Origin of the sequence: Streptomyces ziwulingensis (assembly GCF_039542605.1) — a bacterium.
GTDB classification, from domain to species: domain Bacteria; phylum Actinomycetota; class Actinomycetes; order Streptomycetales; family Streptomycetaceae; genus Streptomyces; species Streptomyces ziwulingensis.
The window spans coordinates 261,248-274,359 of sequence record NZ_BAABIG010000052.1 but is presented as its reverse complement, the minus strand read 5'-3'; the positions used below and the strand labels follow the sequence as shown (position 1 = coordinate 274,359).

The 13,112-nt window shown below is 74.1% G+C and carries 9 protein-coding genes and 1 pseudogene; 5 read left to right on the top strand and 5 right to left on the bottom strand.

Annotation, left to right across the window (positions count from 1 at the left end; genetic code table 11):
- Positions 1-123: 123 nt before the first annotated feature.
- The 5 genes and pseudogenes from helR to ABEB00_RS24425 all read left to right on the top strand — a co-directional run bounded on the left by helR (position 124) and on the right by ABEB00_RS24425 (position 7,187).
- Complete coding sequence (gene helR, locus ABEB00_RS24445; protein ID WP_345622282.1) at positions 124-2,274, top strand: RNA polymerase recycling motor ATPase HelR; 2,151 nt, start codon at positions 124-126, stop codon at positions 2,272-2,274.
- A gap of 109 nt (positions 2,275-2,383) precedes the next feature.
- A pseudogene (locus ABEB00_RS24440) lies at positions 2,384-3,018 on the top strand (VOC family protein).
- 279 nt (positions 3,019-3,297) lie between these two features.
- Positions 3,298-3,810 (top strand): SRPBCC family protein, encoded by a 513-nt coding sequence (locus ABEB00_RS24435; RefSeq protein WP_345622281.1) that lies wholly within the window; start codon positions 3,298-3,300, stop codon positions 3,808-3,810.
- A gap of 37 nt (positions 3,811-3,847) precedes the next feature.
- Positions 3,848-6,157, top strand: a complete 2,310-nt coding sequence (locus ABEB00_RS24430; protein WP_345622280.1) for an FdhF/YdeP family oxidoreductase — start codon at positions 3,848-3,850, stop codon at positions 6,155-6,157.
- A 175-nt stretch (positions 6,158-6,332) separates the two neighbouring features.
- Complete coding sequence (locus ABEB00_RS24425) at positions 6,333-7,187, top strand: endo alpha-1,4 polygalactosaminidase (RefSeq protein WP_345622278.1); 855 nt, start codon at positions 6,333-6,335, stop codon at positions 7,185-7,187.
- Between the two features lie 43 nt (positions 7,188-7,230).
- Here the strand turns inward: ABEB00_RS24425 and ABEB00_RS24420 are convergent, their stop codons facing one another.
- The 5 genes from ABEB00_RS24420 to ABEB00_RS24400 form a co-directional block, all read right to left on the bottom strand.
- The gene (locus ABEB00_RS24420; protein ID WP_345622277.1) at positions 7,231-8,226 is read right to left on the bottom strand and encodes an ornithine cyclodeaminase family protein; all 996 of its coding nucleotides are present in this window, start codon (positions 8,224-8,226) and stop codon (positions 7,231-7,233) included.
- 93 nt (positions 8,227-8,319) lie between these two features.
- Positions 8,320-9,243, bottom strand: a complete 924-nt coding sequence (locus ABEB00_RS24415) for an ABC transporter permease (protein WP_345622275.1) — start codon at positions 9,241-9,243, stop codon at positions 8,320-8,322.
- On the bottom strand, positions 9,240-10,319 hold the full coding sequence (locus ABEB00_RS24410) for an ABC transporter permease (RefSeq protein WP_345622274.1): 1,080 nt from the start codon (positions 10,317-10,319) through the stop codon (positions 9,240-9,242). The genes ABEB00_RS24415 and ABEB00_RS24410 overlap by 4 nt, the downstream gene beginning before the upstream one ends.
- A complete protein-coding gene (locus tag ABEB00_RS24405; protein WP_345622272.1) occupies positions 10,316-11,947 on the bottom strand; it encodes an ABC transporter ATP-binding protein in 1,632 nt (543 codons plus the stop codon). Before ABEB00_RS24405 ends, ABEB00_RS24410 begins: the two co-directional genes overlap by 4 nt.
- Complete coding sequence (locus tag ABEB00_RS24400; protein ID WP_345622270.1) at positions 11,944-12,960, bottom strand: BMP family ABC transporter substrate-binding protein; 1,017 nt, start codon at positions 12,958-12,960, stop codon at positions 11,944-11,946. The genes ABEB00_RS24405 and ABEB00_RS24400 overlap by 4 nt, the downstream gene beginning before the upstream one ends.
- Positions 12,961-13,112 lie beyond the last annotated feature (152 nt).

Below are 13,112 nucleotides of genomic sequence, written 5' to 3'. Positions count from 1 at the left end.
GTCATGCCGCAGAATCGCCTCCTCAAGGCCAGGACCTGCGGATACGGGAGAGACACGAAGTGCAAGCGTTGCTGTCAGTACATGGGTTTTTCTCGGGCGGCATCTCGGATCGGAGCCGCTGACATGAGCCGTCTCGGCACCAGCGCGTTCGATCTGCCCGACCGTCTCTCCCCCAAGGCCGACCCGGCACTGATCGCCGCCGACGAGCGGCACTTCGCGGCCATCGCGGAGAGCCTCGCGCGGAACATCGCCGAACTGTCCGACCTGCTCGCCGCCGAGCGCCGGGCGCCCGGCGGCGTGGGCCGCGCGGCGATGGAGCGGGACATCGAGATCCACCGGCTCACCGGGCGGCTGCGCACCATGCGCCGCTTCGGCCTGGACCTGTGCCTGGGGCACATGGTCGGCGCGGACGACCCCGAGCCCGTGTACATCGGCCGGCTCGGACTCACGGACAGCACCGGGCGCCGGCTGCTGGTGGACTGGCGCTCCCCGGCGGCCGAGCCGTTCTTCGCGGCGACCCACGCCCACCCGATGGGGCTGGCGAGCCGCCGCCGGTACCGCTGGACCCGCGGCCGGATCAGCGACTACTGGGACGAGGTGTTCACCGCGGACGGGCTGGACCGGCGCGCCGCGCTGGACGACCAGTCCGCGTTCATCGCCAGCCTGGGCAGCAACCGGTCGCCCCGGATGCGGGACGTGCTCGCCACCATCCAGTCCGACCAGGACGCGATCATCCGCGCGGGTTCGCGCGGCGCCCTCGTCGTCGACGGCGGCCCGGGCACGGGCAAGACCGTGGTCGCGCTGCACCGCGCGGCCTACCTCCTCTACTCCGACCCGCGCCTCGGCCACCGTCGGGGCGGCGTCCTGTTCGTCGGACCGCACCAGCCCTACCTGGCCTACGTCGCCGACGTCCTGCCCAGTCTCGGCGAGGAGGGCGTGCGCACCTGCACCCTGCGGGATCTCGTCGCCGAGGGAGCCGCGGCGGCGGTCGAGTCCGACCCGGAGACGGCCCGCCTGAAGTCCTCCGCCGACATGGTCGGGGCGATCGAGAAGGCCGTCGCGTTCTACGAGGCACCGCCCACCGAGGACATGACGGTCACCACGCCCTGGGGCGACGTCCGGCTGACCGCCGGTGACTGGGTCGAGGCGTTCGAAGCGCCGGAACCCGGCACCCAGCACAACGAGGCGCGCGAACGGATCTGGCAGGAGCTGATCGCGATCCTGCTGGACCGGCTCGAGGGCGACGACCTCTCCCCCGAGCTGCTCCGCAGGGCGCTGTCGCACGACCAGGAGCTGATCGGGGCCCTCGGCCACGCCTGGCCCCTGCTGGAGGCGGCCGACCTGGTCGGCGACCTCTGGTCGGTCCCCGCCTACCTGCGGATGTGCGCGCCCTGGCTCAGCCGCGACGAGGTGCGCCGGCTGCAGCGCGCGGACCCGCAGGCGTGGACCGTGTCCGACCTGCCGCTGCTGGACGCGGCGCGGCAGCGGCTCGGCGACCCGAAGTCCTCGGCGCGCAACCGCCGCCACGAGGCGACCGTCGCCGCCGAGCGCGCGCGGATGGCCGCCGTCATCGACACCGTCCTCGCCTCCGACGACGACGGTGAGGGCGCCGTGACGATGCTGCACGGCCAGGACCTGCGGGACAGCCTGGTCGACGAGAGCGCGCTGCCGGTCGCCGCGCCGGAGCCGCTGGCCGGCCCGTTCGCGCACGTCGTCGTGGACGAGGCGCAGGAGCTGACCGACGCCGAGTGGCAGATGCTGCTGCTGCGCTGTCCGTCCCGGAGCTTCACGGTGGTCGGGGACCGCGCGCAGGCCCGGCACGGGTTCACCGAGTCGTGGCGGGAGCGGCTGGAGCGGGTCGGGCTCAGCCGGATCGACGTGGCCTCGCTGAGCATCAACTACCGGACGCCCGAGGAGGTCATGGCAGAGGCGGAGCCGGTCATCCGGGCCGCGCTGCCCGACGCCAACGTACCGACCTCCATCCGGGCGGGCGGCGTCCCCGTCACCCACGGATCCGTCGCGGACCTGCGCACGGTCCTCGACACCTGGCTGGCCGAGCATGCCGAGGGGACCGCCTGTGTGATCGGCGATCCCGCGTTCCGGGCGACCTCCCGGGTCCGGTCGCTGACGCCGTCGCTGTCGAAGGGGCTGGAGTTCGACCTGGTCGTCCTGGTCGACCCGCAGGCGTTCGGCGAGGGCGTCACGGGGGCCGTGGACCGCTATGTGGCGATGACCCGGGCCACTCAGCGGCTCGTCGTCCTCACCAGCGGCTGACCTCGGCGGGGGCGGCCGGGCGCCGCCCCCGCCGAGCGGCAGGCGGGCGGGTGTCGGTGGCCGGTGTCACGCTGGAAGGGCGAGGAATCCACGGTACGGAGACGCCACCATGATCACCACGGACTTCGCTCCCGGCTCCCCCTGCCGGCTCGATCTCGGCACCCCCGACGTGCGCGCCGGCGCGGCCTTCTACGGGGCCGTACTGGGCTGGCGGTACGAGGCGATGGGCGGTGCGGGCGAGGACGCCGAGGGCGGCATGTTCCGCACGGACGGCAGGATCGTCGCCGGGATCGGCACGCTCACCGAGGACGGCGCCCGCTCCGCCTGGATGCTGTACCACAGCGTCACCGACGCGGACGCCACGACGCGGGCCGTCGAGAGCGCGGGCGGCACCGTGCGGGTCGCGCCGACGGACCTCGACGGGTGGGGCCGGATGGCGCAGGTCAGCGATCCGCAGGGCGGGCAGTTCGCCGTCTGGCAGCCGGGGAGCACGAAGGGCGTCGAGCTGGTCGACGAGCCGGGCTCGCTGTGCCGGACCGAGCTGTACACGAGCGACGCCGCGGCCGCCGAGGAGTTCTACGGCGGTGTCCTCGGCTGGCGGTTCAGCGACATGGAGCTAACGGCGGCAGCCTGGTGACGGGTCCGGCGGACGCGGAGGGCGTCGGGCGGATGGCCGTCTGCCTCGACCCGTCGGACGCGGACTTCGTGCTGCTCACTCCGGACGAGGCTCCGGCCGGCGGCTGACCGGGACCGGGACCGGGGGCGGGGCCGGGGGCGGGGCCAGGGCCGGGGGCGGGGCCGCCGGGAAGAGGCGAAAGGCGTGCCCGCCGTACGGGCGACGCGCCGTGTCCGGTGTTAACGCCGCCCCGCTGCGGGTAACCGGCGGCAGGGAGCCGGCGCGCGCCGGACCCGGTGCGGACCGCCGCCGGGTCACGGAACGGCCGCGGCACGGCCGAGCACAGGTGGCGGTGGGCGGGCGGGACCGTGACACTGAAGCGACGAGCGCTCGTAGACAGGCGGGTCATGGGCACCATCGAAGAGACCATCCAGATCGCGGTGCCCGTGCGCACCGCCTACGACCAGTGGACCCAGTTCGAACTGTTCCCGCGGTTCATGTCGGTGGTGAGGAGCGTCGAGCAGATCCGGCCCTCCCTCGTCCACTGGGCCGTCGGGGCCGGGCCGGTGCGCCACGAGTTCACGGCCGAGATCGTGGAACAGCGACCGGACGCCCTCGTGGCCTGGCGCAGTCTGGACGGCCGTCACCATGGCGAGGTGTCGTTCCTGGAGCTGTCACCGGAGCGGACGTCGGTCACCGTGCGGGTGCACACCCGGGGCAGCGGTCTCAAGGAGGCCCTCGCCGCGGGCCGGGGGCCGGTACGCCGTGCCGTGCGGTCCGGGCTGGCGCACTTCAAGGAGTTCATCGAGGGCCTCGGAGCAGCGTCCGGGGCCTGGCGAGGCACGATCCGGGGCGGACACGTCCAGCCCGACGAGACCGGCCGGCCGGCACACCCCGTCCCCCACTGGCCGCACGGCTGACCCGCCGCCGCCTTCCGGAAAGCGAGAGACCCGCCCGATGCAGAAGAAGTCGCCGCGCGAAGAGCCGCGGGAAGAGCTGACGGTCACCCCGCCGAAGACGTGGGCCACGGGTGCGCCCGCGGTGCTGCACGCGCTCGGGTACTCCCTGGAGGAGACCTCCGTCCGGCGCACCGGCACCACCTTGCTGACCATGAACCAGGTCGACGGGATCGACTGCCCCGGCTGCGCCTGGGCCGACCCCTCCCCCGGGCACCGGCACCGCAACGAGTACTGCGAGAACGGCGCCAAGCACATCAACGACGAGGCGACGACCCGCCGCCTCACCCCCGGCTTCTTCCGCGAGCACTCCGTCTCCGACCTCGCCCGGCGCTCCGACCGGTGGCTGAACCAGCAGGGCCGGCTCACCGAACCGATGGTCAAGCGCCCGGGCTCGGACCACTACGAGCCCCTCGGCTGGCAGGAGGCCATCGGGCTGCTCGCCGAGGAGCTGACCTCGCTCGACTCACCCGACGAGGCGGTCTTCTACACCTCGGGCCGGGTGAGCAACGAGGCCGCGTTCACGCTGCAGCTCTTCGCGCGGGCCTTCGGCACCAACAACCTGCCCGACTGCAGCAACATGTGCCACGAGTCCAGCGGCTTCGCCCTGCACGAGACCCTCGGCACCGGCAAGGGCACGGTCGCTCTGGAGGACTTCCAGCACGCCGACCTGATCTTCGTGGTCGGGCAGAACCCCGGCTCCAACCATCCGCGGCAGCTCTCCGCGCTGGAGGCCGCCAAACGCAACGGCGCCCGTATCGTCGCGGTCAACCCGCTGCCGGAGGCGGGACTGCTGCGGTTCAAGAACCCGCAGAAGGCGCGCGGGATCGTCGGCCGCGGGGTCGACATCGCCGACCGGTTCCTGCACATCCGTATCGGCGGCGACCTGGCCCTGTTCCAGGGACTGAACCGGCTGCTGCTGGAGGCGGAGGACGCCCGCCCGGGGACCGTCCTCGACCACGACTTCATCCGGACCAGCACGTCGGGGCTGGCGGAGTTCTCCCGGCACGCGCGCTCCGTGGCGTGGGAGGACATCCTGAGCGCCACCGGGCTCACCCGCGCGGAGATCGAAGCCGTCGCGGGCGAGGTGCTGCGCAGCGAGCGGGTGATCGTCTGCTGGGCCATGGGGGTGACGCAGCACCGGCACGGAGTCCCCACCATCAGGGAGATCGTCAACTTCCTCCTGTTGCGCGGGAACGTCGGCCGGGCCGGGACCGGCGCCTGTCCGGTGCGCGGGCACAGCAATGTCCAGGGGGACCGCACGGTGGGCATCTGGGAGCAGATGCCCGACTCCTTCCTCGACGCGCTGCGCGACGAGTTCGGCTTCGAACCGCCCCGGGAGCACGGGCTGGACTCGGTGAACTCGATCAGGGCCATGCGCGCCGGGCGGATCAAGGTGTTCCTCGGTGTGGCGGGCAACTTCGTGCGGGCCGCTCCGGACAGCGAGGTCACCGAGGACGCCATGCGCCGGTGCCGTCTCACCGCCCACATCTCCACGAAGCTCAACCGGTCGCACACCGTCTGCGGTGAGACGGCCCTGATCCTGCCGACCCTGGGGCGTACCGAACGCGACATCCAGGCCACGGGTGAGCAGTTCGTCACCGTGGAGGACTCGATGAGCGAGGTGCACACCTCGCGCGGACGGCTCCGGCCCGCCTCCCGGCTGCTCCTCAGCGAGGTGGCCATCCTGTGCCGGCTGGCCCGCCGGACGCTCGGTGACGCCACCACCGTCCCCTGGGAGCACTTCGAGAACGACTACGGGGCGATCCGGGACCGGATCTCCCGCATCGTGCCCGGACTGCACGACTACAACCGGCGGGTGATCCGCCCCGGCGGCATCAGGCTGCCGAACCCGGCCAACGACGGCGCGTTCGGCACCGAGACGGGCAAGGCCCGGTTCACCAGCAACGACTGGCAGATGCCGCGCGCGCCCGAGGGACACCTGCTGCTGCAGACCCTGCGCTCCCACGACCAGTGGAACACGGTCCCCTACACGGACGACGACCGTTACCGGGGCATTCACGGCGGCCGCCGCGTGGTCCTGGTCAATCCGGACGACATCGAGGAACTCGGCCTGTCCGGGGGCCTGCGGGTCGACCTGGTGAGCGTGTGGGAGGACGGCACGGAGCGTCGCGCGGCGGGCTTCCAGGTGGTGCCGTATCCGAGTGCGCGCGGCTGTGCCGCCGCCTACTACCCCGAGACCAATGTGCTGGTCCCGCTGGATCACGTCGCCGAGTCCAGCAACCAGCCCGCGTCGAAGGGGCTGGTGGTCCGCCTCGAACCCGCGGGGGCGGCGGGCACCCCGGATTGACGTGCCGTTTCCGCGTCAACTAGGTTTTCGGCACGGCGGCGGACGCGAGTCCTCTCCGCCGAGAGGCACGCCCAGCCGGTAGCGCGGCCCCCGCGCCGCAAGCCCGGACCGAGTCGCCAGGACCGCCGTCGTGTCCGAGGCGGGGACGTGTCCGCCAGTGGAAGCCCGTCGTTCCATGCGCAGCAGCCGTGTCCCCTCCCGCCGTTCCGCCGTGCTCGCGGTGTCGGCGGCCCTCGCCGCCGTCCTCACCACCGCCTGTTCGAGCGGCGCCCCGGACCGCGCCCCGGACCGCGCCCCGGCGTCGCACGAGGTGACGCTCCCCCCGGTGCACGCCGGGTTCGACTACCAGCTCGGCGGCGCCTACCCCCCGCCCGGCGGAGTCGGGGTGGTCGTCCGCGACCACACGGCGCCCGCCGCGCCGGACGTCTACAACATCTGTTACGTCAACGCCTTCCAGACCCAGCCGGACGCGGAAGGCGACTGGGACACCGACCTGCTGCTGCGGGACGCCGCGGGCGAGGTCGTCATGGACGAGGACTGGGGCGAGGCGCTGCTGGACATCGGCTCCGCCGCCAACCGTGAGCGGATCGCCGAGAAGGTGAACGGCTGGATCGACACCTGTGCGGCCAAGGGCTACCGGGCGGTCGAGCCGGACAACTACGACAGTTTCACCCGGGCCCCCGACGGGCTGCTGGACGCGGACGACGCGAAGGCGTTCCTCTCGCTGCTCGCCGCCCACGCCCACGCCAAGGGGTTGGCCATCGGCCAGAAGAACACCGTGGAGCTGGCCGGCGCCCGCGCGGAGGTGGGTCTCGACTTCGCCGTGGTGGAGGAGTGCGGCAGGTACCGGGAGTGCGGCGGTTATCTCAGCGCCTTCGGCGACCACGTCGTGGTGATCGAGTACAGCGCGGAGGGTCTGCGCCGGGCCTGCGCGGGCTGGGGCGACCGTCTCGGCATCGTCCGCCGCGACCTCGACGTGCTGCCCGCGGGCAGGTCCGGTCATCTGCGCCGGACCTGCGCGCACCCGTGAGCACGGCCTCGCGGGTCCGGCCGTCCCGGTGGCCCGGGGTCTGTCAGGCGGCGAGGTCGACGCGGCTGCCTGCGCCGGAGGCGGTGGCGAGGTCGATCAGGAGGCGGGCCAGGGCCAGGTCCTGCAGCCCGACGCCGACGGAGTTGAACAGGGTGATGTCGCCGGCTCCGGTCCGGCCCTCGGCGAGGCCCTCCAGGACGTGTCCCAGCTCCGTGTCGAAGTCGCCCTCGGCGAGCGCGCCCTCGGCGAGCGGGACGAGGACGTCGCCGGACTTGGCGCGGGCGGTCGGGTAGGAGTCGACGACGAGCCGGGCGCGGACCACCCCGGCGGTGTCGATCTCGCGGTGGTCCGGGCGGGGCGGTGCGCCGACCGCGTTGATGTGCTGTCCGGGCCGGAACCAGGCGCCCCGGACCACGGGTTCGCGTGAGGGGGTGAGGGTGCACAGCACGTCAGCCGCCTCGGTGACCTGGCGCGGACCGTCGAGGAGTACGGCGGGCAGGCCGAAGTCGGCGGTGACGCGGCCGGCGAAGGCCGCGGCGCGGTCGGGCGTGCGGCCCCACACGGCCACCGATGTCCAGTCCCGGACGGTGAGCAGCGCCCGGACGTGGGCGTGGGCCAGCGGGCCGGTGCCGATCAGGCCGAGGACGGTGGCGTCCGCGCGAGCCAGGGCCCGGGTGGCGACCGCCGTCGCCGCGGCCGTACGGAACCGGGTGACCTCGGCTCCGTCGAGCACCGCCTCGACGGAGCCGGTGTGCGCCGAGACGGCGAGTACGGCCGAGCGCTGGGCGGGGAGACCGTGTTCGCGGTTGCCGGGCAGGTCGGAGAGGAGTTTGACCGCGGCGAGTCCGGCGGGAGCGGACGCGGAGGCCATGGCGAGGAAGACGCCGTCCGTGCCGGGGACGCTCATCGCCGGCGGGGCCGGCAGCGCCGCGCGTCCGCGGGCGAGATCGCGGTGGGCCCGCTCCACCGCCGCCTCCACTGCGGCCGTGGCGGGTTCGAGGAGGCTGCGGATCTCGGAGCGGGTGAGGATCAGGGTCATCGTGGATCGTCTCCGGTGGTGGGTCAGGGGGACCGGCGGTCCAGGAACGCGGGCGGGCGGACAGGTGCGGGGGCCGAGCGGCAGGCCCGCTCCTCAGCCTCCGCGCACGAACGGGTCGGTGAGTGCCGACGGGGCCCGGCTCCGGCCCACCAGGCCGCTGACGGCGAGCAGGGCGAGGAGGTAGGGCAGCGTGGTCAGCAGGGGCGCGGAGAGGTGGAGGCCGAGCGCGGGCGCGGTGAACTGCAGTGCCTGGACGACACCGAAGAACAGGCAGGCGAGCACGGTCGGCCAGGCCCGCCAGCGGCCGGCGATGACCGCGACGACGGCGAGGTAGCCGATGCCGGCGGTGATGTTGTCGCTGAAGGCGTGCACCTCGGACAGGGCGAGCTGGGCACCGGCCAGACCGGAGGTGACCCCGGTGAGCAGGACGACGGCCGTGCGGACGCCCCGCACGGGCAGGCCGCAGCGGTCGGCGGTGGTCGGGTCCTCCCCCACGGCGTCGACGGCCAGGCCCCACGCGGTGCGCCGCGCGCAGGCGACGGCGAGCACGGCGGTCAGGGCGAACGCCACATAGCCGAGGGCGCTCTGCTCGAACAGGGTGGGTCCGAGGACGGGCAGTTCGTGCAGGACGGGCACCGGCAGCGGGTCGAAGCCGGGTACGGAGCCGGCCGAGCCGTCCCCGAACAGCAGCCGGGCGCCGTACGTCGTACCGCCGAGGGCGAGTGCGTTGAGGGTGATGCCGGTGACGATCTGGTCGGCGCGCAGGGTGACGCTGAGGACGGCCTGGAGCAGGGCGACGGCGAGTCCGGCGGCCAGCGCGGCCAGTACGCCCACGGTGGCGCTGCCCGAGGCGAGGGCGCCGGCCACGCCCGCGAAGGCGCCGGTGAGCATCATGCCCTCCACCGACAGGTTGAGGACGCCGGCGCGTTCGCTGAGGAGTTCACCGGCGGAGGCGAGCAGCAGGGGGACGGCCAGGCGGACGCCGCCGGCGGCGAGTTCGTCGATCACGGCGCTCATGAGCCGCTCCCGGTGCGGCGGGTGCTCCAGAGCATGGCGGCCGCGATCAGCAGGACGAGGACGCTCTGCACGATCTGCACCGAGGAGGCGGGCACCCCGGCGGCGAGCTGGAGGTTGATGCCGCCGCTGGTGAGGAAGCCGAAGAGCAGGGAGACGGCGGCCACCGCGAGGAGGGAACCGCGCGCGAGCAGGCCCACCACCAGCCCGGAGAAGCCGTATCCGGAGGAGAAGTGCTCGGCGAGGACGTAGGGGGCGGTGGCGACGAGACCGGCGCCCGCGATCCCGGCGAGACCTCCCGCGACGGCGAGGCCGGACTCCCGCAGCCGTGCCACCGGCAGTCCCAGCCGCGCCGACGCGGCGGGCGAGTGACCGACGGACTTGAGCTTGAGTCCGGCGGGCGCGTACCGCAGCACCACGGCGGTGATCACGAGGGCGAGCGCCGCGACGACGACCACGGCGGTCGCGGGCGACTCCGGCCCGGCGATCAGGGGCAGCCGGGCCCCGGCGGGCAGCGCCTCGGACTGCGGGAGGGTCTCCGAGGAGGTCACCGGCTGGCGCAGCAGTCCCTCCTCGTGCACGGCCAGCGACACCGCGCCGACGCCGACGAAGTTGAGCAGGAGGGTGGTGATGACCTCGCTGGTGCCGCGCCGGGTCCTGAGCAGCGCGGCGATCGCCGCCCAGGCGGCTCCGGCGAGGAACCCGGCCAGCAGCGTCAGCGGTACGCCGATCGCGGCGGGCACGGCCGCGGGCAGGGCCAGCCCGGTGGCGGCGGCGGCCAGTCCCCCGGCGCAGAGCTGCCCCTCGCCGCCGACGTTCACCAGGCCGGCCCGGTGGGCGACGGTGAAGCCGGTGGCGATGAGGGCGAGGACGGCGGCGGAGTCGAGGGAGCTGCCCACGGAGTAGGCGGAGCCGAACATGCCCTCGTCGAGGGCGGTCCAGGCGGTGGCGGGATCGGCGCCGGCCGCGACGACGAGCAGGGCGCCCACGCCGGCGGCGAGGATCCCGGCGCCGGCCGCGAGGGTCAGCGGGTGGCGCAGGTGGGTGAGGAGGCGCGGGGGCGCCAGGGACGGGGTCATGACGGTCCTTGCGGGAGAGGACGTGCGGGAGAGAGGTGTTCGCTCGCGTCCGCGCCGAGCATCAGCCGGCCGATCCGTTCGCGGGCGCGGGCGTGGTCGGTGGGTACGGGCTCCGAGAGCCGTCCCCGGTAGGCGACGACGACGCGGTGGCACAGGGCGAGGAGTTCGTCCAGTTCGCTGGAGACGACGAGGACGCCCGCGCCGCGGGACGCGGCCTCCCGCACCCGGGTGTGCACCGCGTCGACCGCGCCGACGTCCAGGCCGCGGGTGGGCTGGACGGCGGCGAGGCAGACCAGCGGGTCCAGGGCGAGTTCGCGGGCCAGTACCACTTTCTGCTGGTTGCCGCCGGAGAGGGCGGAGAGCGGCGTGCCGGGGCCGTCCGCGCGGATGTCGTGGGCGGCGAGGACGGTGTCGGCCGCCCGGCGCATCGCGGCCCGGTCCAGGAAGAGCCGGCCGCGGCGGAAGTCGCCCAGCCGCCCGAGGAACAGGTTCTCCGCGACCGACAACGGGCCGACGCACCCTTCGTGGTGCCGGTCCTCGGGTACGACGCCGAGTCCGGCGGCGGTGCGGCGACGGGGTGTGGCACGGGTGACGTCGGCCGCGCCGACGGTGACCGTTCCCGACCGCGGCGTGAGGGAGCCGCCGAGGACGGCCATCAGCTCGCTCTGCCCGTTGCCCTCCACGCCGGCGATGCCGAGGATCTCGCCGGGCACGACGGTGAGGGTGACGTCGTCGAGGGCGGGCGTGCCGTCGGCGCGGCGCACGCTCACGCCGCGCACGTCCAGCGCGGGAGGCGGGTTCATGTCCCCGGTGCGCGCGGGGACCGGTCGTGGCACGGTGCCGGTGCGGGCGGCGGGTGCGTCCGCGGTGAGGCCGATGGTGCCGGACAGCGCCGGGTCCAGGGAGCCGGCCGGGCGTCCGATCATCAGCGGGACGAGCCGCTCGGGAGGCAGTTCGGCCAGCGGGCCGCCACCGGCGACGGTGCCGCCGCGCAGGACGGTGGCGGTGTCTCCGGCGCCGGCCACCTCGCCGAGCTTGTGGGTGATCAGGACGACCGCGCCGCCGGCGTCGGCGATGCGCCGGCAGGTCGTCAGCAGGGCGTCGACGGCGGCCGGGTCGAGGACACCGGTCGGTTCGTCGAGCAGCAGCAGACGGGGCTCGCGCAGCAACGCCTTGACGATCTCGACACGCTGGCGCAGGCCGACGGGGAGGTCGGCGACGCGGGCGCCGAGGTCGAGGGCGAGACCGTACTCGTCCTCGACCCGGGCGAGCCGCCGGGGGAGGTCGGCCAGCCGGAGCAGCCGCAGGTTCTCGTGGACGGTGAGGGTGGGGACGAGGCTGAAGTGCTGGTGCACCATGGCGATGCCGGCGGCGAGCGCGTCGGCCGGGCGACGGGGTGCGTACGGCTCACCGTAGAGCCGCAGTGCGCCGGTGTCCGGGGTCAGCGAGCCGCCGATCAGGTGGCACAGGGTGGATTTGCCGGCGCCGTTCTCGCCGAGGACGCAGTGCACGCTGCCGGCCTGCACGACGAGGTCGATGCCGTGCAGCGCGCGCACGCCGCCGAAGGACTTGGCGAGGCCGCGGATCTCCAGGGCGGGTGCGGCGGGGGAGGTCGTCGGCGCGCTCATCGGGTGGTGACGTCCCCGGAGGTGATCCGCGCCTTGAGGGCGTCGAGCTTCTTCTGCACGGCCGCGGGCGGGTTGCCGCACAGGACGAGGTCGTTGTGCGGTTCGTCGAAGGTGAGGCCGAAGTGGACGGCCTCGGCCTTCCAGGTGTCGGCGGCGAGGTGGCCGGCGGCGTACTCGATCTCCGCGCCGATGTCCGTCTCGACGTAGCCGGCGTAGGTGCCGTCGGCCGGGCAGGGGTGGGCGAGGGGGCCGCCGATGAGGGCGCCGCCGGTCTGCGCGGCGGCCTGGGCCAGGCCCTTGTGGCCGAGGTTGAGGACCTGGCCCAGGAGGTCGGCGCCCGCCCCGAAGTCGGCGAGGGCGGACTGCTTGGCCTTGGCGGCGTCGTTGAAGTCGCCGACGTACTGGGGGGTGAGGACCCGCACGCCGGGGTCGGCGGCCTTCGCGCCGTTCTCGAACTCCTCGGCCGCGTTGACGATGGCGGGCAGTTCCGCGCCGCCGACGAAGGCGACCGTGTCCTTCTTCGACAGCAGGGCGGACGCGGCGCCGGCGAGGTAGGCGGCCTCGGCCTGCTGGGGGTCGTAGAGGGCGAGGTTGGCGGTGGGCTCGCCGTCGGCGGGGCCGCCGATCTCGGCGAACTTCACGTCGGGGAAACGGGCGGCGACCTTGCGCACGGCGGCGTCCGTCTGGCCGCCCAGGGAGATGACCAGGTCGGAGCCGGTGGCGAAGCGGACGAGGGCCTGCTCGTAGTCGGCGGTGGCGACCTGCTCGACCTTGCTGAAGGCGATCCGGCCGTCGTGGGTCCTGGCGGCCCGCTGGTAGCCGCGGTACGCCGACTCCATGAAGCCGTCGTCGGAGAGGGAGCCGGGGAAGAGCACCCCCACCTTCAGCGCGCCGTCGTCGGCGCTCGCGGCCGGGGAGCCGCCGCAGCCGGTCAGGGCCGTGAGCCCGACGAGGGCGACCGCGCAGGTCAGGGTGGTGCGCAGGGGTGTCGCGACAGGACGCGGACGTGCCATGGAGTGCCTCCGAGGGGCAGGGGCCGTGAGCCGGTTACTGGTATACCGTTAAGTGGCAATCAGTGTCGGAGCCCCTTGTTTCCGCCGTGTTAGCACCGGGTTAGCAGTCCCGGCGCCGTGTGCGGGGCGCCCTAGAGTGGTGCCGTACCGGG

What these genes read in the sequence shown, in the direction of transcription:
- ABEB00_RS24405 (WP_345622272.1), bottom strand. Translation starts at nt 11,947, where the DNA reads ATGAGCGCGCCGACGACCTCCCCCGCCGCACCCGCCCTGGAGATCCGC.
- ABEB00_RS24425 (WP_345622278.1), top strand. Translation starts at nt 6,333, where the DNA reads ATGCGCAGCAGCCGTGTCCCCTCCCGCCGTTCCGCCGTGCTCGCGGTG.
- ABEB00_RS24400 (WP_345622270.1), bottom strand. Translation starts at nt 12,960, where the DNA reads ATGGCACGTCCGCGTCCTGTCGCGACACCCCTGCGCACCACCCTGACC.
- ABEB00_RS24430 (WP_345622280.1), top strand. Translation starts at nt 3,848, where the DNA reads ATGCAGAAGAAGTCGCCGCGCGAAGAGCCGCGGGAAGAGCTGACGGTC.
- ABEB00_RS24415 (WP_345622275.1), bottom strand. Translation starts at nt 9,243, where the DNA reads ATGAGCGCCGTGATCGACGAACTCGCCGCCGGCGGCGTCCGCCTGGCC.
- ABEB00_RS24435 (WP_345622281.1), top strand. Translation starts at nt 3,298, where the DNA reads ATGGGCACCATCGAAGAGACCATCCAGATCGCGGTGCCCGTGCGCACC.
- helR (WP_345622282.1), top strand. Translation starts at nt 124, where the DNA reads ATGAGCCGTCTCGGCACCAGCGCGTTCGATCTGCCCGACCGTCTCTCC.
- ABEB00_RS24420 (WP_345622277.1), bottom strand. Translation starts at nt 8,226, where the DNA reads ATGACCCTGATCCTCACCCGCTCCGAGATCCGCAGCCTCCTCGAACCC.
- ABEB00_RS24410 (WP_345622274.1), bottom strand. Translation starts at nt 10,319, where the DNA reads ATGACCCCGTCCCTGGCGCCCCCGCGCCTCCTCACCCACCTGCGCCAC.